Source organism: Thalassotalea agarivorans, assembly GCF_030295955.1.
GTDB lineage: Bacteria > Pseudomonadota > Gammaproteobacteria > Enterobacterales > Alteromonadaceae > Thalassotalea_D > Thalassotalea_D agarivorans.
This window is the reverse complement of sequence record NZ_AP027363.1, coordinates 525,753-552,107: the sequence shown is the minus strand read 5'-3', so window position 1 is coordinate 552,107 and position 26,355 is coordinate 525,753. Positions and strand designations below refer to the sequence as shown.

Sequence of the window (26,355 nt, the reverse complement as noted above, 5' to 3'; positions counted from 1 at the left end):
CAGTTCGCTATTCAATCCCTTCTTGCAACGCCACCAATTTAGCCGCTGCTAAATCTTCTAACGCATGACCAACCGATTTAAATACCGTAATATCAGCTGGCTTTCTGTCGACGATATATTTTTGTTGTGCAAGGTCAAATAGATCTGCTTCAATATCTGTTTCGCTGATCACACCTTGCGCTAATGGAATAACAATATCACCCGTTTCCTTAGTTGCACCTGGCACGTTATCGACAAAGATACGGCCTCGAAGTAAACAGTCGTCGTCCATTTCTCTCATATCTGGACGATATGCACCAACCATATCTAGATGTTGACCGGGACTTAACCAAGCACCTTTAATTAATGGGGTTTGGCTTAACGTAGCAACTGAAATGATATCTGCCTCAGTAACCGCCTTTTCAAGTGATGGCGCAATCTCAAAAGATAAAGGTAAATCAGATAGTTGACTGATTACCGCTTGAGTCTTTTCTTCACTTCGCCCCCATATTAATACTCGCTTTATTGGTCTTACGCTTACATGAGCACGAATAAGCTCTGGCGATAGCGTGCCAGTACCTACCATGAGTAACGTACTACTGTCACTGCTAGATAAATAACGAGACGCTAACGCAGAAGCAGCGGCAGTGCGTTTCGCGGTTAACGACGGAGCATCCATCATCGCTTTCATTCGTCCGGTATCGACGTCCAAAAGAATATACGTGCCTAAAATAGACGCTAGACCTTTTTCTGCATTATCTGGCGCAACTGTAACCAGTTTAATACCAGCGACATCGCCTGCTTGCCAAGCGGGCATCATTAACAAGGTTGTTTCACGACTCGCTGTAGGATTCTCTATGTCATAGTGAAGCCTGGGAGGTACGGTAATATTACTAGCAAACGCGCGATCTAACGCATCAACTAACATAGGAAAAGAAAGGGCGCGATTAATCGCGTCTGCAGCAATAGTTTTCATGATTTCTCTCTAACCATAACATTGCATACAGTATACCTTTATTGATATTAAGCTCAATCTTTGGCAAAAAAAAAGCTCCAATGTTGCCATTGAAGCTTTTTTCTAACATAAAAACAATTTAGTTTTTACGAGACAGCATGTATTCAGCCACTGCTAAACGCGTCTCTGGATCGAGATAGTTTTGCGGAGGCATTTCTGGGTAATCGTCACGTTTTTTGGTAGGCGCTGCAATAAAGTCAGCTAGGCCTTGAGGATTATCCATATAAAGCGCTTGAATGATTTGCACTGGAGGACCAATCATGCGACCTGTGTATGTGTGACAACCTGCACAAATACCTAAGTAAACAACTTTACCGCGCTCTGAAGGGTCGATAACACGTGGTGGCACAGGCTCGTCAAGTAAGTATGTATCTACGTTTTTCGTATTAGTAAATTCACACTCTTTCCAGCCTTTTACACCTACATGTACATAGCGATGACGGTTGATGATACAACTACCTTCACTCTTACCAACACGCACGATATCTGCATTGTCGTTTGTTTTAAATTCAGTCAGCATCAAGGCTTTAACTTCGTCAATAGTATCGTAACCATTGTTCATCATTAAGTTGTCTAGAATCATCACGCGATCTGGTGCTGGATCTGACTCTGGGTCAATCGTCGTGTTAGGCGCATTGTGATGGTCTGTAATAATGATACCCGCCGTTTTGTTATTGGTAATGATGTTACCTTCAACAACAACGTCGTCAGCCGCCATGATCAAAATACCTGTACCTGCTGGGATACCACCTACCGTTGAACCTGGCGCACCAAAGTTCTTAGTGTTGTTATCAACAACAAAGTTATTACGGATAATAACATCGTAGGTTGTTTTGATTGGCAGACCCGGAGTGATAAACGCTAAGATACCGCCGGTATTGTTGTGAACATAGTTATTTTCAACAATCGCATGGCGCGTATTTTCAATTTCGATACCAGCAACGCTATCAAATACCTCGTTGTGAGCAACATGAATGTTGTCACTCATACCAACATAAATTGCAGCGTCTTCGATGCCTGAAATAATGTTACCTTCAACGATACCATTTTTACCCAATTGCGGGAAAATACCGTAAACACCTGTATCAACAATTACGTTGCCGCGAATTTCAAAGTTGTTACCCGCTTGGCCCATGATTGCATTACCTTTGTAGTTGGTAATTTGCATGTTTTCTACGATAAAGTTGTTGCCCGAATACAAAATGGCATCATTCAACTTTTTCTCACCGTCTAATGTAGCGCGCTTACCTTCTTGGATAACACCAACTAATTTAATGTCATCTTTGTCGATATACACTGTTTCATGGTACTTACCCGGCATAACCTGAATGGTGTCACCTGGTACAGCTTTTTGTACAGCAGCCATGATAGACTCGCCATCATTCACGACGATAACCGTGCCTGTATCTTTGCGTTTTACAACGGTACTACTTTCTACATTCGCATCAGCATCTGAGGTTTGATCATAGCCGCCGCCGTAGCTTGCGCCACCTGCACTACTAGTGATAACAGGTGATTGACTGCCACCACCGAAGTACATGCCGCCGGCAAATGCCGCGACAATTAGTACAGCTGTGATTACCTTTCCTGAACTCATAATATTCTCCGCTTATTCTAGCTACTTAATGCCCATTATTGAGCTTTAGATTATTGTTATTAGTGTTTGTTAACTGCTGATAATTGCTATCGACTGGTGGTAAACCAGACGGCAATGTATCAGGGATTCGTGGGGTTAAACTTTCATCTGTTAGCGCACCAAGAAATGCAACTATTGCATCTACTTCATCTTCCGTCAGTTCTGGTGAAGTGATATGCCAATGGATGTAAAGTGTCATATCTTCTGGCACTGCATTACCTCGGCCATCATTATAGAAAGCGACGGCTTCTCTTAGATTGTCATAACGACCTGAATGCATATAAGGTGGAGTTTTCACGATGTTTCGTAATGTCGGTACTTTAAAACCACCTTTCATTTTAAAATGGTTAAAGGTTTTTTCTGCGCCGATATCAAACGGTTGACCTTCTGGCTCTGGCGCTCCAATCACAGCTACTTGGTTGTTCGTAAATAGCGGTGGTTGATGACATTCAGCACAGCGTGCAACAAAAGAACGAAAAACGTTCATGCCTTTGATTTCTTGGCTTGTTAGTGCTTGATGATAACCATGTGCATATTGGTCATAACGGCTATTTAGTGAGATCAAACTTGATTGAAACGCCGTTAACGCCTTATAGATTTGGTTTAGTTCTATGTCACCGCCGTGCTCAAACGCTTCGGCAAATAATGATTTATAAACAGCATTGCTATTTAAGTCGTGAAGCAATTTTTCTGGCGTATTGCCCATTTCTTTGGGGTCAAACAATGGCCCCATCGCCTGTTCTTCTAGCGTATTGCTGCGTGCATCCCAAAAGAATTTATCTAAAAAAGCCACGTTCCAAAGCGTTGGAGCGCTACGTGCAACTTTTTCGCCAGTCACACCAATACTGCGATCTAAATCGTCACTAAAACCTTTGTCTGGTTGGTGGCAGCTAGCACAAGAAATTGAACCGTCTTTTGATAGCAGTGGGTCAAAAAACAAGATTCGACCTAAATCGATTTGCTTTGGTGAAAATCCGTCTCTGTATGGCGGCAATGACGTTTGCGTGCCACCGACACCGCGCCCTTGTACTGAATCATAGAATTGATATTGGCTAACTAAGCGACAAACACCGTTTTCTAGCGAAAAGCTCGCCGGGCATTGACTATTTAAAGAAAATGCCTTTCCAGCATCAACTTCATTTGCCTGCGAAGGCAATGAAAATGCTAGGGTCACTAATACAGCCAAAAAACTACGCATTACTTTTGGCTGCCTATAAATGCAAGAATATCTTTTGTTTCTTGTTCAGAAACCGTCCTAGACATCATCGCCATTTGGCGACCATATTTGTCATCTTTATGAACACCGCGCACACCGGTTGAAAAGTTTTGCATTTGGCGCACTAAATATTCATTAGTCAAATTGTTTAGGCGTGGCGCATTTAGTACTTTGTTGCCTTCGGCTGCTGCTCCGTGGCAAACACCGCATTTTGCTTGATATGCGCTATAGCCCTTTTTCAGATCGCCCTCTAACGACTCAACAATATCTGTAGCCGGCATTGAAACAACGTAAGCTGACAAAGTTTTTACTTGTTCTTTTGTTAATGTCTTAGCAATAGCGACCATTTGAGCGCCATAGCTGTCTTTTGCATCAGCGCCTCGATGACCGTTAGCAAAGGCTAATAGTTGCCTCTCAATATACCAGTCTTCTTGCCCGGCAATTTGTGGAGATTTTAACGCTTCAACACCTTGGCCATTCTCACCATGACAAGCAACACATTGTTGATAAAGTGCTTTCGCCTCTTCATTCGCTTTCGAGTCGAGTACGGTAAAAAGCGTTACTAAGCTAATAGTAATTAGAATATTTTTTGAAATGTTCATAGCTTACGCACCTTTTAGAATTTGTTGTTTAGAGCTAGCTTCATTTATTGAAAACTATAGCTCAACACGTATTAGCATTCTAAAAGGATAGTGTAAATAAAGCTTACGTAATCTAGAAAATAGCTGACGCAATAATACGTCAGCCTTAACTTATTGAATATTAAGGAAGATTCTTTCTGTATTCAGTTGGCGTCATGCCATGTTTTGCTTTAAATGCTTTGTTAAATGAACTTAAACTTCGAAATCCGGCTTCCAATGCAAGCGTTAATACCGGCGTGCTAGCCAATTTAGGGTCGGCCAGATTTTCTGTTATCTCAACAATGCGGTAATGATTCAAGAAGTCATTGAAATTTCGGTAATTCATTTCACCGTTGATCAAATTTCTGAGTTTGTATTCGTGGATAGCTAAGTGCTTAGACAATGAAGAGATAGTGATACCTTCTTGACGGTACAGCTTTTCTTCTTCCATTGAATGGACAATGCGAACTAATTCCTTTGACGGCGTTTTTTCTACATTAGTTTTCGTCTTGTCTTCCAATGAAACTGTTTCAAACAGGCTAGATTCTTTGAGCTTAAACAGCAGCAAGGTAATGGTTAGCATCAATGCAAACAAAGCTAACGCTTTTACTAAACCTAAAATTGGCCAATCTACCTTTAACAATTGCTCAAATACGATAACCAGTAAAATGTAGAATGCCGACAAGGTAATTACACTACCACGGATTAAACGTCGTTCTTCGACTAAATCGTCTCGCCAAAAAATGGCTGCCGTTACTAATGCATGGGTAACTAACAACAATTCAAACAACAACATGCCATATTTTGTTACGCCATACAGCGTTTCGTCATCAGCGACTTTTACGCCAAAGATAAACTCAATAACACGCACCATGGTAGGCACCACAAGTGTTAACGATGCAAACAAATAATGCTTTAGTTTAAGCTGTGTTTGTTCACCGAATACACTAAGCGCTGCTAACCAAAATACACCAGGTAAAGCATTGCCAGCTAGAAACGCTAAAATGGTTACCGCAGAATTAGACGAAGGGTATACGTCATCAACTAAGTAGCCTGCTCCACAAAACATAAGTAAAGCAAACAACGCAATTGATGTTTTTTGACGCCAATAGGGAAGCAACAACAGGCCACATAGTAGCACTTGCGCAAAAGAGATCTGATTTAAAAACAGGGTAAAATCAATCATAAAAATTGGGCGTTAAGCAATTGAAAACAAAGCGCTCATGTTAAACCGACCAGATTAAAAAGCAAGAAAAGGCATAAAAAAACCCGGCAAATAGCCGGGTTTTTTGTATGTACAACGTAACTAGAATGAGTATTTAAGATCAATACCAGCTTCTAAGCCTCGGTTTATGCGACCTACAGGGGTACCTAACTCTGACGCAGCTAAACCGCCACCGCCTGTTAAGTAATCTTTATCTAGTAGGTTTTTACCCCATAGACCGATTTCAATGTTGTCATCATCATTCGCCCAAGAAAGACGCATGTTTAGATCTTGACGGTCAACAAAGTACTCTGGAATCGCTAGTAAATAATCTTCTAAACCAGGGTTAGATGCATTGGTGTTTTCTTGGAATACATAATCCATATGGAAATTTGTTGTTCCAACACCAAAGTCAGGCATGAAGTCTAACGTTAACGTGTAGTTAAGCGCTGCATTACTTGATGTAGTTTGTGCTTCGATTAAATCGCCAGTACTGTTGTAGTATTCTGGGAAATGCGAATCCGTTGAACGGATTTCTGTAATCACACCAAGGGTTAAGCTATCAGTTGCCATCCAACGTAAATCAAACTCAAAACCTGTTAGGTCTCGGTCAATACTAATAATACGCGGTACGGCAGCCGTATCACCCGGCTCTTTTGAGCTAACTGATACTTGTTGGTTGCTTAATTGTAAGTAATAACCACTGATATTCGCGACAACTTGCTCCCAAAGAACCGCTTTATAACCTAGTTCAAAGTTAGCTGTATCTTCAGGATCGAATGCTTGTGGCACACCATTAGCATCCAACTGCGGATCAAGTGAATCATAACCACCTGACTTATAACCAGTTGAATACGATGCAAAAATCATTTCATCGTCATTAAGCTTATAGCTTGTTACTAAACGACCTGTGATTTTGTCCCAGCTATCTTCTGCAGCCATTACACCGCCAAATGGTTTAAGTGCAAAGTACTGCTCTGGTAATAAAAGGTTTTCAATTGGAATTGGCGGTAAGCCTTGAGCAGCGATTAAGCTATTTACTGGTACCGTTGCGAAAGAGTTTAATGGGATATCCCAAGTAAACTTCTTGTTGTCGTTAGAATAACGAATACCACCGATAACATTCCACTTGTCTGTAATTGCAAAGTCTACGTCTGCAAACACACCCCAGTTAGTAAAATCACCCGTATTGCTTACGGTTTCTTGGTACCAAAGACCACCAAAACCTGGGCCAAATACTTCTGGCATGTAGTAGTTTGGAGAACCTACAAGCGCAGGCACTTGCGTTGAGATCGCGTCGTAAGTCAAGTTACCTGTTGCCGCGACTAGTTCAGGTGTAATAGCGCCACCATGTGGAATACCAAGTTGGTCAAACAAACCTAATAAGCTGTTTACAAGACCTAGTTCTGGCGCTGCTGCGTCAAGAGCATTGATAGTGCCAGACCATTCGTCTGGGTTCCACATATGCTCCATTTCTTCGATACCTTGGATATCTTTAATTGCTGCAACGGCAGATTGGAAAGTCACGTCAGGACCAAATGCTGCAGACGCTGCAGCATCAAGTTGTTCTTGTGTCGCTGTGTTGATATCTAAACCAAGTTGACCTGCAACACCTGCTTGTACAACGCCATCAATCGCACTGTTAAGCTCGCCTGTTACTAATGTTGCAATGGTATCGCTTGTTACATTTAGTTCAGTTGTTTGGCTCACATCTTCTTTCGAGTAAGAGAAACCTGTTACCGCATTGATGCGATCTGATACATAGTTTACTTGTAGTTCAGTGTAGAAAATATTTGAATCTTCAATATTGTTAGTATCTAAATAGCGACGTGCATCTGCTGTGCCGTCTTCATCTTGCTTAGCTTCAGTTTCCCAAGCTCGGTAACTTGCAACGTACTTCATGGACCATTCATCACTGAATGCATGATTCATTTTGAACGTAACTGCGTGCATGTCACGCGACTCAATACCATTGCGAACATCATTAGCAGCTTTGTCACCAAAGATGTCTTGGCCGCCATTGTATGCATACTCACTCAGACCTATTGCCATAGGCGGAGCTTGTGCCAGGTCATCAAAGTCATAACTTAATTGGAAGTCAGTTGCAGAGCTCATTTCCCATAGGAAAGATAAACGACCTGCTTTGTGATCTCTCTCGCCAAGATCCCATGTATCAACTTCGTCGTTCCAAGCAGGATCTGCAACGTTGTCTACGATACCACCTTGCATGTTCCAAAGGGCATTAGCTCTCATGTAAAAGCTATCCGTCAATGGCACGTTTACCATACCTTCGTATCGTTGCAGCTCATCTGTACCAAAGGTACCCTTTACAAAACCTTCAAAATCTTCTGTAGGTGAGTTTGGTACCATGTTGACCACACCCATCGCCGCATTTCGACCGAAAAGCGTACCCTGAGGTCCTTTTAGCACCTCAACGCGTCCCATATCTGAAAAGATAACGTTTTGAGCAGCACGAGGCATATATATATCATCATAGAATGACGCAGATGACGGATCGCCACCAACACTAATGTTTGGACTTGAAATACCACGCATTGTAATACCTGCTTGCGTCATATTTCCGTCGTCGAATTCAAAGCCTGGAATAAACTTATCAATGTCACTTAACGTAATTGATCCAGTTTCTTCTATTGTATCGGCGCTGACAGCTCCTACTGTAATTGGTACTTCCATGACATTTTGAACACGCTTTTGCGCGGTTACAGTAATAATATCTAATTCTGCTGCGGTTGCTTCTGTAGATTGCTCTTCTTCAGCTGTAGCCGCAAAACTTGATAGTGTTAGAGCAGAAACTACTGCTTTTGTAATCAAGCTTTTCTTGATGTTAAATTTTTTATTCTGATGCATGTATTGAGACATACGCTCCCCCAAATAGGACTTCTTTAGAAATCATGAGCTGTTATATTTTAGTTGCTCATGAAACCACTATATTGACCGATAGAAATTAATACTTATTTAATATTAAAAAACACTGACGGATTTATAAAAAACCCCATTTAATCTTTTAATAGGCGTATATTTTTTTTCATAAACTTGAATTTTTAGCCTCATTTACTCTATTAAATTTAAACGAGCGTTTAAAGCCATTGATTAAATATTTACAAATTAATTAATCAAGCAAATTCACATATTTAGTCGTAGATGGCGTGCATTCTAGCTATTACCACAGCAAATGTTTGTAAAACAATTGTAAAATCGGGAGAGATCGGAGCAGTTAAACGATCAAAAAAGCACCAATCATATGGTGCTTTTTTACATTTTATTTACGTGTGTTAGCTTAGTCTTTGACCCAAACTAGCTCTTCTACTTCACCGTTTCTTAAGTAGGTGAAAGTAATTTCTTGACCGATTGGCGTACTAACAAAAGCTTGCTTCGCCTTAATTACTGATTCCAAGTCTTTGAGCTCTATACCGTTAATGGTAAGCAGAATATCGCCACCTAATAAAATGGGGGTTCTACCGATCAACACACTAATGGTGCCGCCTTTGAAGCCAAGGACATCTGCAAGCGTATTTGGAATAACTTGCTGTATGAGAATGCCATAACCTGCATGATTATTGATTGCTTGAGAAAGCTCTGGGTTTAATAAGGTAGGAATAAAGCCCAAAAATGTCATCGGGTCACTATTAATTACATCGTGTACGGTATCCACGGAAACCACGAAACCTAGCCCTTCGCTACCACCACTTTGCGACAAGATATAAGACACTATACCGATGATTTCACCTTTAAGGTTAAACATTGGGCCGCCACTGTTCCCTTTATTAATCGCAGCGTCGGTTTGTAATAAGCGTGGCTTTATATTGGTACCTGGAATTTCCTGACCATCACGAATACCGCTTAAGTAACCCACTGACAGACTATGACTAACGCCCAAAGGTGCGCCGATGACGACGACTTGCTCGCCAATGCTGTAACTGTCAGATTTTGCCAGCGGTAACGGAGATATACCTTCAGGCACGTTTTCCGCGTGAATCATAGCCAGATCAACGATTGGATCGACCCAAACAACATGACCACGAGATTTTGTACCGTCGCTGTAAATCACCTCGATACTTGTTGCCCTATCAACTACGTGAGAGGCCGTAAGTATGCGACCAGAACTTGTTACCAGCGCTCCCGAACCGAGCGAACTCGCCGTAGCCGCATGGAATTTAACCTCTCCTGGTTGCGGAGATGACAAAGCTTTGACATGCAATTCAACAACACTTGGATTAACGGACTTAAACAATTGCTTAATTGAATCATTTGCCGTGGCGCAAGCGCACAATGACATTGCCAACACTAAACTGATAAGATGCTTCATAAGATTCCCTGAAAGCGCGAGTGAAGAATATGTCTTCAGTCTACCTGATAGCGAATTAAAGTTAACTACTTTTTAACCTATTTTTTACCATTTAATAAATAGCGAGCTGTTTATGTTGGAAGTTGTTGCCAGTATGGCATTGTTAGTCGTCATTTTTATGATTTATCAGCTTGTTAGAGCACGTCGATTCAATGCATTTAAAGACTGGTTAAATAATGAAATAGCGCCACTTGCTGTAGAAAAACACCTATCCTCTTTACCACCAGAGCAACAAACCGATGCACATTTAGAGGCAACGAAAATGTACTGGTCTGCCTATAGTGTGAGAGTGTTACAACTTGCGTTGCATTACGAGATCTTAAATCAAGAAAGTCTTCAAAAAGCCGGAAAATGGCGCTTTTGTCAGCATCTGTATTTCATTCAAAAGCAGTATCTTAATCAACAGCTAAACACCTCTAAACCCTCTAAAGCGCTTGCATAATATTATTTACTTACAATCACTTATAACTTAAAAATTAATCAACCTCCGCTTTGATACGAATTTTTTACTACCAATGTCGAAAATATCGTGTCATAGTTATGTGATACCTTGATAGTTTGAAGTTAGTAGTAGGGTAAATAATGAATAATTCAACAGACTCGCCTTCAAATGAGATCTTATCGGAATTAAAATTCAAGATTGAGCGAATTTTCCAGGTGTTTTGGGCCGTGGAAATCACGCTTGGCGTTATTGCAGTACAACGAATTGCCATTGGAGCATGGGAGCAAGCCATCGCATTGTTCGTAGCGATGTTACTTTTAACCTCATGTTATTTCGTTGCTAAAAAAGGCCACTTGAAGTTCGCCTCCACGATTCTTTTGTCCACCGTCACGGTTTTGCTGACATTCTTTATGTGGAGTTTCCAAGGCCTACGTGACGAAATTATGCTGGCCTACCCCAGTGTGTTAATCCTTGCTGCTATGATAGGTAGTGGCAGACTCTTCGTTGGTTTATTTACATTTATTATCATTGTCGTTTTCGCAAATGGTTACGTAAATGAAACCGGCATCTACGTAAATCAGGTCAATGTTGCCGATAAAAATGCTGCCCTCTTAGTCAGCTTAATTATCGCGTTAATCAGCTTTTCTGTTTGGAGCCTTTCTGCAGACTTTAGAAAAGTATTACGACAACTCTCGAGAGAGTATCTTCGCGTAAAAGAGTCGAAAGCAGAAATTGAAAAATTGATGCATCACGACGCACTCACCGGCCTACCTAATCGCATCCTTGCCAAAACCCGTTTCGAACAAAGCATGACCTACCTAGATCGCAATAAGCAATCTATGTGCGTTATGTTTATTGATCTCGATGGTTTTAAGTCGGTGAATGATGCTATGGGTCATCAAGTGGGCGATACTTTGCTTATTGAATTGGCAAATCGTTTACAAGATGTTGTCCGTAATTCAGATACTGTTTGTCGTTTAGGTGGCGATGAGTTTCTAATCATTGCTGACTTTAACAACAATGAACAATACATGTCTGAATTAGCAGAGCGTGTAAGACAAGCGGTTATAAAGCCTATTCGCGTCGGTGACAGAGACTTAGTTACTTCATGTTCAATCGGTATCGCGATTGCGCCGCAAGATGGTTATGACTTTAATACAATTATGAAGCATGCTGATACAGCTATGTATCATGCAAAAGATATGGGTAAAAACTGTTTCCATTTCTTTGACCGTCATATGAACAGCAATGTGCAAGAACATATGCAAATTGTAAGTGACCTTCGTAAGGCACTTAAAAATGACGAATTCGTATTGTATTACCAACCACAAATTGATTTAACAACAAGTACGGTCATTGGTGCTGAAGCGCTAATCCGTTGGATTCATCCTGAAAAAGGACTAATTCCTCCTAACTTGTTTATTCCTCACGCTGAAAGCTCAGGACTAATTATTGATATTGGTCGTTGGGCGCTAGATAGAGCGGTTTGTGACTGTAAAAACTGGCAGCTTCAAGGGTTTGACTTAACGGTTGCGGTAAATATATCACCGAAACAATTTAGACGTTCTGATATTCAATCTGTTGTACAAAAAGCATTAGAGATTCACGGCTTGGAAGCAAACCAATTGGAGCTTGAGATTACTGAGTCGTTGTTAGTTGATGATACGCAAGAGTTAAACAACACACTTAAGTATTTGACTAATATGGGCGTAAAAATTTCAATCGATGATTTTGGTACAGGTTATTCTAACCTTGGTTACTTGAAGAAACTTGAAGTTGGTACGCTTAAAATTGACCAATCATTCATTCAGAAGATTCAACAAGATCCACAAGACCAAGCAATTGTAACGGCTATTATCCAAATGGCTTCTAGCTTGAACCTGAAAACAATTGCCGAGGGTGTTGAGCACGAAACCACGAAAAACCTACTTGCTGGTTTGCAGTGTGACCAAGGTCAAGGTTACCTTTGGGCGAAGCCACTGCCAAATGATGAGTTCTTAACCTTTATTAGAAAACGCGCAGAAATGTAGCACAAGGGTTCTAGGTACAAAAAAGCCGCTAACGTTAGCGGCTTTTTTACTTATTGTTTTTGGTACTGTATATCCCATACACCGTGCCCTAATCGTTGGCCACGCTGTTCAAATTTAGTTAGCGGTCGATTGTCGGGACGAGGCACATAATCATTAGTTTCAGATAAATTAACAAACCCTGGGGCTTGCTGCATATCTTCAACCATACACTCGGCATAGTTTTCCCAATCCGTTGCCATATGAAATACCCCACCAGGTTTTAATTTTTTGCGAATTGCTTCAATAAAACTTGGTTGAACGATCCTACGTTTGTGATGTTTCTTTTTGTGCCAGGGATCGGGGAAAAATAATTGCACGGTTTGCAAACAGTCATCAGCAATACAATCGGCCAAAATTTCAATTGCATCGTGTTCATAAACGCGCAGGTTTTCAACGCCCTGCTCTTTTGCAAAAGCAATACATGCGCCAACACCTGGACGATGAACTTCTATACCGACAAAATTTAGCTCGGGTGCCTGCTTTGCCATTTCTACCAAGGATTTACCCATGCCAAAGCCTATTTCAAGTACAACGGGATTATCATTACCAAAGACCTGAGTGAAGTCGACTAAGCCTTGCTCATGGGTTAGACCCATTTCGTGCCAATGACTCTCAAGCGCAACGGCTTGTCCTTTAGTAAGGCGGCCTTCGCGTTTTACAAAGCTGCGGACAGTACGAATGTACTTACCTTCTTGTTTAGCCTGTTCCAAAGATTTGTGGGTTCTTTCGCTCATGCCTGTCTCTATTTGATCGATATATTTGGGTTAAAAAAGCGGCGTATTATGCGCATAGTTGCGTCTAAATACAATATGTCTACTGTAGCAAATTAGATCTCATTTTTCCCTTAACGCTGTTAAGCGCTCTAATGCCTATTAAAATTGATTATTAAATACTGGCATTAGTCTATTCACAACAAAGTTTTTTGATACACTTAAGCCACAATTACAATGCAGTAAATCCATGAACACATCACTTTCTAAAAAGACCGAAACACTTTTTCAACAACAAATATTAGATTGGTTTCAGGCTAAAGGGCGAAAACATTTGCCATGGCAACAAGATAAAACGCCTTATCGCGTTTGGATATCTGAAATCATGTTGCAACAAACACAAGTAAAAACAGTGATTCCATACTATGAAAAGTTCATGGAGAGCTTTCCAACGATATCTGCGCTTGCAAATGCAACGGAAGACTACGTATTACACCATTGGACAGGTTTGGGCTACTATGCACGAGCGAGAAATCTACACAAAGCCGCTCAAATCATCGCCGCCGATTTTGACGGGCAGTTTCCAACAGATATCGAGCAAGTAATCGCCCTGCCAGGCATTGGTCGTTCTACCGCAGGTGCAATATTAAGTCTTTCATTAAAGCAACATCACGCCATTTTAGACGGCAATGTTAAACGAGTGCTATCCAGAGCTTTTTTAATTTCTGGCTATAATGGTCAGGCTAAGTATGAAAAGGCACTTTGGCCTGTTGCCGAGCAGCTAACACCTGTAAAAGGTGTGCAGCACTATAATCAAGCAATGATGGATATAGGCGCGACTATATGTACACGAACTAAGCCGTTATGCGAGCAATGCCCTGTGCAAGACATATGTTTAGCCTATCAAACAGACAATCAGTCGAACTACCCTCAAAAAAAACCTAAGAAAGAAATCCCGGTTAAATCGGTTACCTATGTCATACCGAGACACAATAATCATATTCTTATGAAAAAGCGTCCGCCTACTGGCATATGGGGCGGTTTGTGGGGCTTTGAGGAGCTCACAGCAAGTGACAACGTAAAAAGTGCCATGAAGCAATTAGGGCTTTCATTAAAAGCGACTCGTAGCTTAGAGGGTTTTAGGCACACGTTTAGCCATTTCCATTTAGACATAACAGCCATCTTAGTGGATGTTGAACATACAAAGGAACATCAAATTAACGAAAGTTTCGAGCAAAGGTGGTATGATCTAGCGCAACCTAACAATGTTGGCTTAGCAGCCAGTAGTGTAAAATTGATCCAACAGATTCAACAACAGGAAACATCATGAGCAGAACAGTATTTTGCCAGCACTTAAACAAAGAAGCGCCGGGGTTAGGTTTTCAACTTTATCCAGGTGATGTAGGCAAACGTATCTTCGATAATATCAGCCAAGAAGCGTGGACGCTTTGGCAAAAGAAGCAAACTATGCTGATCAACGAAAAGAAAATGAACATGATGAACCCTGACGACCGTGCTTTTTTAGAGAAAGCCATGGTGGAATTTCTTTTTGAAGGAAAAGAGCCTGAAATTGAAGGCTATGTGCCTGAAACTAAATAGCTTAGATTTTATTCAAATTGAGTTACAGTTGGGTAACGCTTGTTGCTAAACTATAGATAATTTGAACAGAACGGTTTTTTTTTCATCAAACGATATTTTTTTTGAAAAAAAGTGTTGACGCTGAGCCAGAAAAACAGTTTAATAGCGCCCGTCTTCAAGGGACACACCCAAACGAGACAACTATAGTTGAGAAACTTTAAATCGCCCAGATAGCTCAGTCGGTAGAGCAGGGGATTGAAAATCCCCGTGTCGGTGGTTCGATTCCGCCTCTGGGCACCACTTCTTAATAAAGTTATGGTTAACTAATATAGTAAACGGTAACTTGGTGCCAAGGTAAACATTGTTTATCGCACACAGTTTAGTGTGCCGACTTAGCTCAGTTGGTAGAGCAACTGACTTGTAATCAGTAGGTCGCCAGTTCGACTCCGGCAGTCGGCACCATTTATCATCAAAGCCTCGCAATCGCGGGGCTTTTTTGTATGTGCAAAATAAATGGTAGTGACAACAGAGTCTGCTCCGGCACGACTACAGGGATGTAGGAGGTAGAATGAAGCAGGACGCCAGAATCGAGTCGGCACCATTCATTCATGCCTCAACTTCGGTTGGGGCTTTTTTGTATGTGCCATTTATCCTCGTCTTCGAATATAAATTACTTCCCTATAATTTACCGGTTGGGCCACACAAGTGTGCTCTAATATTTTCCTGAAATATTAGTCCGGCTGTCGGCTGTCTTTTATAAAATGGTTTAGATATGCAAAAATTTTAGATCAGTGTTTCTGGCTGATAATCCTCTCTGGGTATTTGGTTAGCACTTATAACAACGAGGTGTAGATAACATCACTATTGACTCACACGTAACTTAACAAATTTTACATTTCAGACCTAAGTAACTGTTTTTTTTTTACAGTATTGCATTAGAGATTACTATGAATTAACTTTTAAATCAGTTGTTTAAAAATTACACAAACAACTACTTAATATAAAATAAACATAAGTTCAAGAAAGCAAGGATGTTGCATAAAAAATTGGACAAACTTTGTTTTTATGGATTTAAAAATTTAAAGGATTAAAAATGAGAAAACTAACACTATTAAGTTTACTAACGTTTGCTGCAATATCAGCACAGCTCCATGCTATAGGAGGAGGTGATGAATCAACTCAAAAGCCAAATATAGCTTTTGCTTGTAAAGATTGTACCCTTACCGAAGCAGAAACTATTGCTATAGAAAATGCTCCAGTTAACGACTGTGATATATATAGGAATGGCTCCACAGCTTCATTTTGTGAAGCAGTGAGACAAGATATATTAATTCCAGTTACTAACACCAGATATGTTTATAAATTTGTCGTAACAACTACGATAGACTCTCAAAACCGTCCAGTAGTGAACTTGTTTCGGTTCCCTTTAACAACCGATCAAACAAGTTTAATGAATATGTATTTTGACTTTAACGAAGAAATGCAGGCTGCAATTAGCAATGCTAGTATAGACGAGTCTGAAATGTTTCCCGAACCAAATTTTACCATAACTAGCTTTAGTCCAGAAAATGGTACTAGTGCTGGAAATGAATGTAAGAACCACCCCACACAGTATTTTCGAGGCTTAAACGAAAAAAGAGCCATAAGATCGGAATTAGCTGCTCGAATAACTGCTGCGATAAACGGAAGTACAGCGGTTGAATTCACTCAAGAGCCACTACCTACCGGAGGCGGATTAAATTTAGCAACAAATGGTGCTGCAGTATCGGTAAACTTCCAATATTTTCAAGCAAACCAAATAGTTACTCGTGGGACTGACTTTAATAATCGCTTAGCATTTGATGTGAACATAGCGGGAGACGTTACTAGTAACAATGTAGCAGTGTTTAGTCTTACTTTAAATAAAACGTTTACTAAGATTGACGGTTTAAAGTATTCAGAGTTGTTTGGTTCTGACGTAGATTTAGCCGGAGTAGGTATCTCTAACTGTTTACGCAAATTCTTAGAAGAAGAGAGTGAAGAAGTACCAGAAGACCAATTACCACCAGCAGGTGGTTCAGGATCATTTAATGACCCATTCACTGGCGCAGATGCAAATACCAACATAGATCCTATTAAATTCTGTGAGGTCCCTAGACGATTGAAAACCTGCTCTACCCTCCCAAATGGAAGTGTTAAGTGCACATATACAACATTTACTATGCTCACTAGTTGCGGATTTTTTAAACCTGATAAACCAGAAGATAAATAAAGTTCATTTTATTGAACCCCTTAGGCTCTATACTATTGGTAGACAAACAAAAAAGTACGCATGAAATAACTCTCCTTTTAGTGGTAAGTTAACAAAAGCACCAAGTACAATACTAGCTTTAACTCAAACCAGTGAAGCAGGACGCCAGAATCGAGTCGGCACCATTCATTCAAGCCTCAACTTCGGTTGGGGCTTAAATGAATGTGCTATTTTCCCTCGTCTTCGATTACAAACAGGCAAAAAAAAGCCCGACATTGTCGAGCTTCTTTCTTTTGCATTATCTTACTTAACTTTTACTATTCGCTGAGAAACCAGTCCTACCATGGTAAGCAATAAAATCATCAAAGTAGACGGTTCTGGTACTCTTATAGAAACAAGTTCCAACGCGCCAAGCGTCACGTCATCAAAACCCGCTTGATTTAATCCGCCGCTAAAGTCTACCGACTTTGCAAGCCCGTCAAATCGCAACCCTACAAGATCCCACTGACAGAAATAGCCTTCATCAATGTCACAATTAAAGCCATTATTGTTGGCCCCAAAAGAAATGCTCGCTAATAGATTTCCTGAACCATTAAGGCCATCAAAAACGCTAATCACCACATCAGACGCTGCCGCATAATAAAATGACATGCCTGTAGTAAAGCCAGCCTCATAATTCAAATATGAAGGTACTTGGGTAAAGAACAGGATGGTATCTCCTGAGGGATTATTACTAAAATTCCCAGAACCACCTGCGTCAAAGTCTATCAAAGAAAGCGCGTTAGGTGAAAAGTTGACACCGAGGTTATCACCGGCATTACCTAGACTATCAGTACCACCATTATAAAATTGGTCGATACTGGCAAAGTTGCCCGCCCCTTCAAAATCGAGTGTGATTAATCCTGCGTTGCTAACATTACTAACAAACAATAATAAAGCGATGCTCAAGAACTTAAACTTCATAATACTACCTTCTTGTTTTTCTTTTATTAAAAACAGTTTGACGACAAGTCAAAAGAGGAATACCCCCAAAGGTAATGCTATGCAATAATCGCACCTTTAGTTAATTATATATATAAATCAATAGCATAATAAAAAATTACAAATAGTAGTATCTAGAAGTGTAAAGAAAACAGACACTTTTCTATTTAGATTAAGATAAATGAAAGGAATTCACCTATTGCATGAATTCCTTTCGTTTGTACAAAAGCTCTAAACTTTTTATGCTTTATTCATGCTTGAAATCTCCCCGATTTCTTTGCTTTCATACTGTTTTTAGTAAAGGCCTTCTAATGAAGGCCTCTTTTTTTTTTGCACTAGCCATTTAACCCACCCCAACCCCGCAAAACACGAGCCCGTTGTTCTAAAACGCGTGAGAATTTTTCACATGTCAGGTGAAAATCAATCATTTGTCGGTAGTTTAATTAAACTATAAGGTGATAGACGCTCTGAAACCTTGAGGTTTCATTGCTTTCTCATACTGTTGATTAGGTGCCTGAATAAGGCACCGTTTTTCTTGCCTGCACCATATTGGTGCGCGCGTTACTATGACTTGCTACCCTAGCCCAGTAAAAACGTTATGAGATAAATGGCACGTGACTTGCTTTCTCTTATTCGGATTATTTTATAAGACACTATTATGCCAATTCAAACTCCTATTCGCGGACTTCGCTCTTTCTGTATAGCCGCTAAATGTTTAAGTTTTAAACATGCCGCATCACAACTTTTCCTCACGCCTTCTGCGGTCAGTCATCAAATAAAGCAACTTGAAGAACAACTGGGCTTTAGCTTATTTAAAAGGAACACCCGTGCTATAGAGCTTACCGCAGCAGGCGATAAGTTTTATCATGCGGTACAACCTATTGTTGAAAATTTAGAAAATACCATCGCTGAATTTACTCAAAGCGAGGTCAATAAGACGATTACGGTTAGCCTACCAGAATTTTTTGCTAACGAACTTTTTGTCCCCAAACTCAGTGAGTGGGCAGAGCTAAATCCAAGCATCAATTTGCAACTAGAAACGGTTAAGTCAGGAAATCAGGCAGTAAAAAATGCCTACTTGTCTATTGTACTTGCCAGCGGTAAGCCAAATGCAAGCATAGTGCATGAATTGTTTCCAATCAGATATGTGCCTGCGTGTAACAAAAGTATTTACAAAAAGTGGGCCGCAAAAGGTTATGACGCGCTTAGCCAAGTCCCCCTCATTTTGCATCAAGCGAGACCTTGGTCATGGCATAAATGGGCCGATCAGTTAGATATCCCTAATTTTGATCCGAAACAAATCATTCAATTCGATAGTATGTATTCTGTTGCCAAAGCGGCTCAACAAGGTATGGGGATTGCGCTTGTGCCCTTGCCCATCAGTAAAACGTGGTTCAAAGAAGAAATGTTAGTCAAACTATTTCAAGAAGAACTCATTACTCGAGATCGCTACTTTTTGATTCAGCATAAAAACATTGAATCAGCGCCAGAATTGCAGACATTTGCTGAATGGGTAAAACAAGAATTTCAGCAATAATTCTCGAATGATAGCGAGGTGAATTTTTTTCACCTCGTAAGTGTTTTTTTATCGTTTGTCAGTTTTAGGCGTCACTTCTAAAGTGTACATAGTTCATACACTAAAAGGAGACGAAAGATGAACCGTACATCTACACTTAGTAAATCGATAGCCCTAGTATTCGCCTTATGTTCGTATACTGCTAGCGCAAATTCAGACAATTTAAAGGTTGCTGTTTTTTCAGATAACCCAGGCACTAAAAAAATAGTGGCGGGTAACTATGAAAAAGGACTCGAAGAAGTATCCAATGCAAGCGAAAGCAATGAAATCGCTATCGCAACGGCTAATTGCGTTGCCAACATCAAGCTCAATCAATTCGAGCAAGCAAAATCTCACTGCGATCAAGCAGTAAGCTTATCAGAAGCGACCGGTGGTCGTAGTAGAAAAGATCAATATGTTAAAGCCGTTACCTACAGTAATAGAGCTATTTTGCATTACTTAAACAACGATAGAGTCGCTGCTATTGATGATTTAACTGATGCAATGCATATTCAAGAAAATGACGTAACAAAACACAACTTGTCAGTCATTCAAGCAACAGTTGAGCAAGACTCAACGCTTGTTGCCGATGACTAAACATGGCAAAAGCTAAATAATCGCAGTAACACGTGTTTCTGCAATGGCCTTTCAACTGAGTGCTCGCTTTGTTAGAAAGGCCAATTTTTTTGCTCCGTTAATGCTACATTCTTCACGTTGCGCCCCTCTTTGCGATACTTGTAACAAATTTCATTCGATTTAACGCCTTCAAAGCTGGAAAAAAGCACAATAAGCCTGATAAAATCAGGACGTTTTATTTTTTTAGGGTCTATTAAGATGGGAAGAGCGTTCCAAAACAGAAAGCTGTCTATGGCGAAAACAGCTGCGCATAAAACTAAACTGTATTCAAAATACGGTAAAGAGATTTACGTTATTGCAAAGAACGGTGGTGTAGACCCTGACGGCAACTTGTCATTGCGCAGAACGATAGACAAAGCAAAGAAAGATCAAGTGCCAGCGCACGTGATTGAAAAAGCGATTGAAAAAGCAAAAGGAACCGGTGGCGAAGACTATGCAGAAGCTCGCTACGAAGGCTACGGTCCAGGCAACACTATGGTGATTATCGACTGTTTAACAGATAACGGTAACCGTACCATCAAAGATGTGCGTCAATGTTTTACCAAAACAAATTCAAAAATCGGTTCTACCGGCACCGTTTCTCACATGTTTGATCATCAAGCGGTATTTTCATTTAAAGGTGACGATGATGAAGCTGTGCTAGAAACCTTGATGATGGAAGATATTGACGTGACTGATGTCGAACTAGAAGAAGGCATTATTACCGTATATGCACCGCATACCGAGTTTTTCAAGATTAAAACAGCGTTAGCGGATAACATGCCAGACGTTGCTATCGATGTTGAAGAAATTACTTGGGTTCCTCAAGTCTACACGCAGATTTCAGGTGAAGAAGACTTAGCAAACTTTGAAAAATTCTTAATGATGCTTGAGGACTGTGAAGACGTTCAAAACATCTATCACAATGCAGAGTTGCCAGAAGAAGCTTAATTTAAGTTTGTTCAGTATCGAAGGCGTTAAGCCGATGAAAGCCAGTTAGTCTCTAACTGGCTTTTTTATTGCCCCACTCCATTCATTGGATGATCTTTGTATGCAGGAGCACATTCATGTACCCTGTTTTCAAAAGCAATCCCTTGTTTGTGCCACATGACTTGGCAACCAAACACTTGCTCAGCCAATGCACTTTCTTTCACCGCTACGTCGACTAAAAAAGTGGACTGCGGGGTATTGTCACCCCAAGGAATTCGATAATACTTTCCTCGACTGCTGCGCGTCCAAAGCGTTGATATCAGCTTGGCTTCTGATGGTTGAGGGGAATGACTAACCACAGAAAATCTCGCTTTATTAGTGTGTACTGACGTTTCTGCATTGATGTCATGATTTGCTATCTCAATTTGACCGATACTTGTGTTGTATTTGTCCATAAAGCTAAGCGCCGGCACCATTTTTAAGGGAGTTTGGGCAGCCACAGCTAGATATCCATAATCGAGTTCTAATAGCCAAACTGCTTCTGGGTAGCTCCATTTCAGCAACGGAATATTCCAGGTCTTAAGTGCATCTATTTGAACAACCAACAGGGCACAATTGACCCGTGCTTTGCTTGTATCTGTATAACGAAAAGGGAGCGGCTCTTCAGTTAAATTTAGGGCTTGTTGTGCGGGGATGCTCCCCTTTAGAAAAATTCCTTGGCTTTCCATGCCGATGAATGCGTACTTCTTTACCACGTTGTCCTACCGATGAATCTCTACTTATTATTTTAAGGCGGTTATTTTATCGCACTTAACGCAAATTCTGATACGCTAAACAGTAACACCATCAGGATAAAGAGACCATGATCATGTTTAAATCTTATGTTGTTACACTAATTTGTGTACTCACAATTATCGCCCTGCCTAGCAATGCTGAACAGCAAAGTACGATAATAAAGGCAAAAGGATACCTTGACGTGGTCACTGGCAAAGTCGTTTCGCCAGCGGTTATCCAAATCGAACAAGGCAAGATCAAAGCGATTAATCCAACCCCGATGCCAAGTGAAGCAACCGTCATTGACCTAAATGATCAAATTCTTTTGCCTGGGTTTATGGATATGCATACCCACCTAGATTTAGACTTCGACGGCACCTGGGACACTATTTTTACCAAAGAAAACGCGTCTAAGGGTGCCCTTAGAGCACTGCGCAATGCCGAGCTCACGCTTAATGCGGGCTTTACTACCGTGCGCAACATGGGACAAGGACATATTACACAAGAACTCATTAACGTTGCCTTGGAGGAAGCTAAAGAAGAAGGTTGGGTAAACACGCCAGATATTTTTGCTGCAGGTCACATGGTGACAATAAATGGTGGCCACGGTGATATTACCATGGCATATAGCGAGGGATTAATTGAGGTAGGCGCAAAGCATGGTGTTGTAAATAGTCCTGACGATGTTGTGGAAGCGGTACGATATCAGATTAAACACGGCGCAAAAGTCATCAAAATACATGCTACTGCTGGCGTTCTTTCACTTGAAAAATCGGTTGGCGCGCAACAACTAAGCGACGAGGAAATGCGTGCCGCAGTTGAGGAAGCGCATAGGCATCATATAAAAGTTGGCGCACATGCTCATGGCACTGAAGGCATCATTGCGGCTATACGAGCTGGTGTAGATTCAATTGAACACGGCTCTTTAATAGATAAACGTGCCATTGAATTGATGATCGACAGAGGCGTTTATTTAGTGCCTACCACTGGACTTATTGAGTACATTCAGCCTTTACTCAGTAAAATGGATCCTACCATGAAACGCAAAGCAGAATATGTACTGCCACTTGCCAAGCAACGATTAAAGCAAGCAATTGACGCTGATGTAAAAATTGCCGTCGGTAGTGACTCCCCCATCATACCTCATGGTAAAAATGCCGCCGAAATCGTCGCGCTTGTTGATAGAGGTATGACTCCACTTAACGCGATACAAGCGGCAACCATTAATGGCGCAGAATTGCTAGGCGTTGATGACAGGGGTCAAATTCAAGAGGGTTTAAAGGCAGATATCATTGCTGTATCAGCTAATCCACTTGAGCAAATTGACGCTGTAATGCAAGTAAACTTTGTAATGAAGTCTGGCGTTGTTGTTAAACAATAAAGACGAGCCACTAGCAATAGCTACTGCACCATTAGGTGCATAGTGTTCAGCTATTAGTTTTTTTTGCAATATCCCACAATTGATCGAGTTGTTGCAAAGACATCGCGTCAAGCGATTGTTGTTTATCTTGCGCCAATTGCTCGACGGTTTTAAATCGACTAGTAAACTTTCGATTGGCTTGTTTTAATAGATATTCAGGGTCTTGTTTTGCATGGCGGCACAGGTTAACAACCGCAAAAAGTAAGTCGCCAAGCTCTTCATTTAAAGCATCGCCGGGCGTATCTAATTCTTCTTCAACTTCTTGTACTTCTTCTTTCACTTTTGCCAATACATCATTGATGTTGTCCCAATCAAAACCAACATTAGCACAACGTTTTTGTATTTTTGCCGCTTGTGACAGCGCGGGTAACGCCTTTGGAATATCTGCTAACACACTGATATCTTCAGACCCTGCTTTTTGGGCGCGCTCCTTTGCTTTTTCATTTTCCCAATTGGCTTTTATTTCTTGATCGGTTTGCAACTGCTCATTGGCAAATACATGAGGATGTCGTCTAATCAGCTTTTCACACACAGTAGCTACAATGGAATCAAAATCAAAACGTTCATCTTCCTTGCCCAATTGTGCATAGAAAATCACTTGAAAGAGTAAATCGCCCAACTCTTTTTCAAGCTCTTCAAAATCTTTTTCCGCTATAGCTTCTGCCACTTCATAGGCTTCTTCGATGGTATGAGGCACAATGGTGTCAAAACTTTGCTTGATATCCCATGGACAACCGTTCACAGGATCTCGCAACTTCGACATTATCCACGTTAATTTTTCTATAGAAGCGGGTGCATTTAACATAGCTATAGCCTTTTTACCTCTGCAACATCATCTAGTTGCATGAGCTTTGAACGCAGTCTGTCCAATGCTTCACTATTGGACACTTCGACATTAATAATCATTTTCATACTTTGATTTTGTGGATTGGTGCTACTTTCAATACCTACAATACTGACTCGTTCATTGGCGATGATAGTAGATATATCTCTTAGCAAACCCTGTCTATCAGTGCCTAGCATTTGGATGCGCGCCTGATAGTTTTGACGTTCTTGCAAGCCCCATTGAACATCAACGCTACGTTCTGGTTGTTGCTTAAGCGAGTTAGCCAATTGATCGCAATCCGCACGATGCACAGAGATACCTCTGCCTTGAGTTATAAAGCCTTGAATCGCATCACCTGGCACGGGTTGGCAACATTTAGCCATATGAGTCATCAAATTACCGACACCAGACACTGTGACACCATTTGCATCTGACTTTAAGCGTTGCGCACTTTGTTGACGCACAAGATCGCTTGGATCGATATCTTGTTTTGGCTGCGACTTTTCTTTGAGTTGCAACAAGAAATTTGCGACTTGCTGAAGCCTAGCATTGCCCGAACCAATAGCCGCATACAGGTCATCAAGTGTTTTCACATTAAAACGTCCAATCGCGGGCGTTAAATCACTACCGGACAAGTCCAAGCGGGATAATTCTTGCTCTAGTTGCTCTTTGCCTAATGCAATATGTTTGTCTCGATCTAGCAACTTGAAGAAATGCTGCACTTTTGCTCGAGCACGAGCCGTATGTATGTAGTTTAGATTTGGGTTTAACCAGTCTCTGCTCGGGTTTGGTGTTTTACTCGTTAGCACTTCCACTTGGTCACCTGTTTCTAGCTTGTGCGTAAATGGCACAATGCGACCAAAAACCTTTGCTCCGATACAGCAATGCCCAACATTTGAGTGGATATAATAGGCAAAATCTAACGGCGTCGCCCCTTGTGGTAAATCAATCACATCGCCACTTGGGGTGAATACATATATCCTATCTTCAAATACTTGGCTGCGCAGTTCATCGATAAGTTCACCGCTTTCACTCACGTCTTCCTGCCATTGCAGGATTTTGCGCAACCAGTTAATTTTTTCATCAAAACCTGAACTGCTTTTTCCTGAAGCCATGCCCTCTTTGTAACGCCAATGGGCAGCGACACCGAGCTCCGCATCTTGATGCATTTGATCTGTTCGAATTTGTACTTCAACAGATTTACCTTCAGGACCTAGCACCACAGTATGAATAGATTGGTATCCGTTCGCTTTTGGTGTCGCCACATAATCGTCAAATTCATTAGGCAGGTGGTTCCAACTGGTATGTACGATTCCTAATGCGCTGTAGCAATCTTGCAGTTTATCAACGATAACACGCACCGCACGAACATCGTATAGCTGATCAAAATCGAGCGATTTCTTCTGCATTTTCTTCCAGATACTATAGATATGCTTGGGACGACCATAGACTTCCCCTGTTACGCCAGTATCGTCCAATTGCTGCTGTAAATTAGCGACAAAGTCGGTCATATAGCGTTCTCTGTCTAAACGTTTTTCATCTAGCAATTTGGCGATTGTTTTATAGGTATCTGGATGCAGATAGCGAAACGCAATATCTTCAAGCTCCCATTTAAGTTGACCAATACCTAATCGATTAGCCAGTGGTGCATAAATGTTTGTCGTTTCTTTTGCGGCAAGCACACGCGTTTCTTCATCGCTATCTTTAACCATGCGCAGGTGACACAAACGTTCTGCCAGTTTGATAACCACGGCGCGAACATCTTCCACCATGGCAAGCAACATTTTACGAATGTTGTCTATCTGATTAACCGCGACTTGGCTATTAGAACCTTGTTGCAACGACTTAATCGCATCCATTTGGATAACGCTGGCAACAAGTGTATGAATACTTTTTGGATAGTCTTCTACCACTTGATCTCGCGAGATCAATTGATATTCAACTAAAGGCGACAACATTGCCGCTATTAACGATTCTTTATCTAGATTCAAGGCAGCCAGAATTTCAACCATTTCCAGTGCTTTTAGTTGGCACTGTGGTTCTTGCTCAAACAATGGCTTTAATGCATGCCAGGTAGATTGCAATGCATCACTTTTTGATTGGTTAATTTCCAAAGTCTCTAACCATTGAGCAAAATTTGCTTGTGTCATTTGATGAGACTTACGTACAGCTACCATGATCTTTTCGCT

At 40.9% G+C, this 26,355-nt stretch carries 21 protein-coding genes and 2 tRNA genes; 11 read left to right on the top strand and 12 right to left on the bottom strand.

What is annotated here, in order from left to right; translation table 11 throughout:
* Positions 1-7: 7 nt before the first annotated feature.
* The 7 genes from lhpI to QUD85_RS02545 form a co-directional block, all read right to left on the bottom strand.
* The gene (gene lhpI, locus QUD85_RS02575) at positions 8-955 is read right to left on the bottom strand and encodes a bifunctional Delta(1)-pyrroline-2-carboxylate/Delta(1)-piperideine-2-carboxylate reductase (protein WP_093330309.1); all 948 of its coding nucleotides are present in this window, start codon (positions 953-955) and stop codon (positions 8-10) included.
* Between the two features lie 118 nt (positions 956-1,073).
* Positions 1,074-2,591, bottom strand: coding sequence for a parallel beta-helix domain-containing protein (locus QUD85_RS02570; RefSeq protein ID WP_093330312.1), 1,518 nt, complete (start codon positions 2,589-2,591; stop codon positions 1,074-1,076).
* Positions 2,592-2,616: 25 nt separating this feature from the next.
* Positions 2,617-3,828 carry a cytochrome-c peroxidase gene (locus tag QUD85_RS02565; RefSeq protein WP_093330314.1) on the bottom strand — a complete coding sequence of 404 codons (1,212 nt, stop codon included), beginning with the start codon at positions 3,826-3,828 and terminating at the stop codon, positions 2,617-2,619.
* Positions 3,828-4,448, bottom strand: a complete 621-nt coding sequence (locus tag QUD85_RS02560) for a c-type cytochrome (protein ID WP_093330317.1) — start codon at positions 4,446-4,448, stop codon at positions 3,828-3,830. Before QUD85_RS02560 ends, QUD85_RS02565 begins: the two co-directional genes overlap by 1 nt.
* A 160-nt stretch (positions 4,449-4,608) precedes the next feature.
* Complete coding sequence (locus QUD85_RS02555) at positions 4,609-5,652, bottom strand: helix-turn-helix domain-containing protein (RefSeq protein ID WP_093330319.1); 1,044 nt, start codon at positions 5,650-5,652, stop codon at positions 4,609-4,611.
* A 120-nt stretch (positions 5,653-5,772) separates the two neighbouring features.
* Positions 5,773-8,550, bottom strand: coding sequence for a TonB-dependent receptor (locus QUD85_RS02550; RefSeq protein ID WP_093330322.1), 2,778 nt, complete (start codon positions 8,548-8,550; stop codon positions 5,773-5,775).
* Between the two features lie 418 nt (positions 8,551-8,968).
* Positions 8,969-9,997 carry a S1C family serine protease gene (locus QUD85_RS02545; protein ID WP_093330325.1) on the bottom strand — a complete coding sequence of 343 codons (1,029 nt, stop codon included), beginning with the start codon at positions 9,995-9,997 and terminating at the stop codon, positions 8,969-8,971.
* A 112-nt stretch (positions 9,998-10,109) separates the two neighbouring features.
* On the opposite strand from QUD85_RS02545, the gene QUD85_RS02540 reads away from it, so the two are divergent.
* Both QUD85_RS02540 and QUD85_RS02535 read left to right on the top strand, forming a co-directional pair.
* Positions 10,110-10,478: a hypothetical protein gene (locus QUD85_RS02540; protein WP_093330327.1), complete on the top strand. Its 369-nt coding sequence runs from the start codon at positions 10,110-10,112 to the stop codon at positions 10,476-10,478.
* Between the two features lie 140 nt (positions 10,479-10,618).
* Positions 10,619-12,508, top strand: coding sequence for a putative bifunctional diguanylate cyclase/phosphodiesterase (locus QUD85_RS02535; RefSeq protein ID WP_093330329.1), 1,890 nt, complete (start codon positions 10,619-10,621; stop codon positions 12,506-12,508).
* 50 nt (positions 12,509-12,558) lie between these two features.
* On the opposite strand, the gene trmB is transcribed toward QUD85_RS02535, so the two are convergent.
* The gene (gene trmB / locus QUD85_RS02530; RefSeq protein ID WP_093330332.1) at positions 12,559-13,281 is read right to left on the bottom strand and encodes a tRNA (guanosine(46)-N7)-methyltransferase TrmB; all 723 of its coding nucleotides are present in this window, start codon (positions 13,279-13,281) and stop codon (positions 12,559-12,561) included.
* 226 nt (positions 13,282-13,507) lie between these two features.
* Between trmB and mutY the strand changes: the two genes are divergently transcribed.
* The 5 genes from mutY (at position 13,508) to QUD85_RS02505 (ending at position 17,086) form a co-directional block, all read left to right on the top strand.
* The gene (gene mutY, locus QUD85_RS02525) at positions 13,508-14,587 is read left to right on the top strand and encodes an A/G-specific adenine glycosylase (protein ID WP_093330335.1); all 1,080 of its coding nucleotides are present in this window, start codon (positions 13,508-13,510) and stop codon (positions 14,585-14,587) included.
* The gene (locus QUD85_RS02520; protein WP_093330337.1) at positions 14,584-14,856 is read left to right on the top strand and encodes an oxidative damage protection protein; all 273 of its coding nucleotides are present in this window, start codon (positions 14,584-14,586) and stop codon (positions 14,854-14,856) included. The genes mutY and QUD85_RS02520 overlap by 4 nt, the downstream gene beginning before the upstream one ends.
* Before the next feature lie 203 nt (positions 14,857-15,059).
* Positions 15,060-15,135 (top strand) — tRNA-Phe (locus QUD85_RS02515).
* An 86-nt stretch (positions 15,136-15,221) separates the two neighbouring features.
* A tRNA-Thr gene (locus QUD85_RS02510) sits at positions 15,222-15,297 on the top strand.
* A gap of 631 nt (positions 15,298-15,928) precedes the next feature.
* A complete protein-coding gene (locus QUD85_RS02505; RefSeq protein WP_093330340.1) occupies positions 15,929-17,086 on the top strand; it encodes a hypothetical protein in 1,158 nt (385 codons plus the stop codon).
* 282 nt (positions 17,087-17,368) lie between these two features.
* On the opposite strand, the gene QUD85_RS02500 is transcribed toward QUD85_RS02505, so the two are convergent.
* Positions 17,369-18,028 carry a hypothetical protein gene (locus QUD85_RS02500; RefSeq protein ID WP_093330343.1) on the bottom strand — a complete coding sequence of 220 codons (660 nt, stop codon included), beginning with the start codon at positions 18,026-18,028 and terminating at the stop codon, positions 17,369-17,371.
* Between the two features lie 682 nt (positions 18,029-18,710).
* On the opposite strand from QUD85_RS02500, the gene QUD85_RS02495 reads away from it, so the two are divergent.
* From QUD85_RS02495 to QUD85_RS02485, 3 genes are all read left to right on the top strand, one after another.
* Positions 18,711-19,583, top strand: a complete 873-nt coding sequence (locus QUD85_RS02495; protein WP_177168909.1) for a LysR family transcriptional regulator — start codon at positions 18,711-18,713, stop codon at positions 19,581-19,583.
* A 117-nt stretch (positions 19,584-19,700) separates the two neighbouring features.
* Positions 19,701-20,198 carry a tetratricopeptide repeat protein gene (locus tag QUD85_RS02490; RefSeq protein WP_093330348.1) on the top strand — a complete coding sequence of 166 codons (498 nt, stop codon included), beginning with the start codon at positions 19,701-19,703 and terminating at the stop codon, positions 20,196-20,198.
* A gap of 237 nt (positions 20,199-20,435) precedes the next feature.
* Positions 20,436-21,167 carry a YebC/PmpR family DNA-binding transcriptional regulator gene (locus QUD85_RS02485; protein WP_093330350.1) on the top strand — a complete coding sequence of 244 codons (732 nt, stop codon included), beginning with the start codon at positions 20,436-20,438 and terminating at the stop codon, positions 21,165-21,167.
* Positions 21,168-21,232: 65 nt separating this feature from the next.
* Here the strand turns inward: QUD85_RS02485 and QUD85_RS02480 are convergent, their stop codons facing one another.
* Entirely contained in the window at positions 21,233-21,901 is a 669-nt protein-coding gene (locus QUD85_RS02480) for a hypothetical protein (RefSeq protein ID WP_093330353.1), read from the bottom strand.
* Between the two features lie 113 nt (positions 21,902-22,014).
* Here QUD85_RS02480 and QUD85_RS02475 point away from each other — a divergent pair, with 113 nt between their 5' ends.
* Complete coding sequence (locus QUD85_RS02475) at positions 22,015-23,301, top strand: metal-dependent hydrolase family protein (protein WP_093330548.1); 1,287 nt, start codon at positions 22,015-22,017, stop codon at positions 23,299-23,301.
* Positions 23,302-23,347: 46 nt separating this feature from the next.
* On the opposite strand, the gene mazG is transcribed toward QUD85_RS02475, so the two are convergent.
* Both mazG and relA read right to left on the bottom strand, forming a co-directional pair.
* A complete protein-coding gene (gene mazG / locus QUD85_RS02470; RefSeq protein ID WP_093330356.1) occupies positions 23,348-24,145 on the bottom strand; it encodes a nucleoside triphosphate pyrophosphohydrolase in 798 nt (265 codons plus the stop codon).
* Positions 24,146-24,147: 2 nt separating this feature from the next.
* The gene (gene relA, locus QUD85_RS02465; RefSeq protein ID WP_093330360.1) at positions 24,148-26,343 is read right to left on the bottom strand and encodes a GTP diphosphokinase; all 2,196 of its coding nucleotides are present in this window, start codon (positions 26,341-26,343) and stop codon (positions 24,148-24,150) included.
* Positions 26,344-26,355 lie beyond the last annotated feature (12 nt).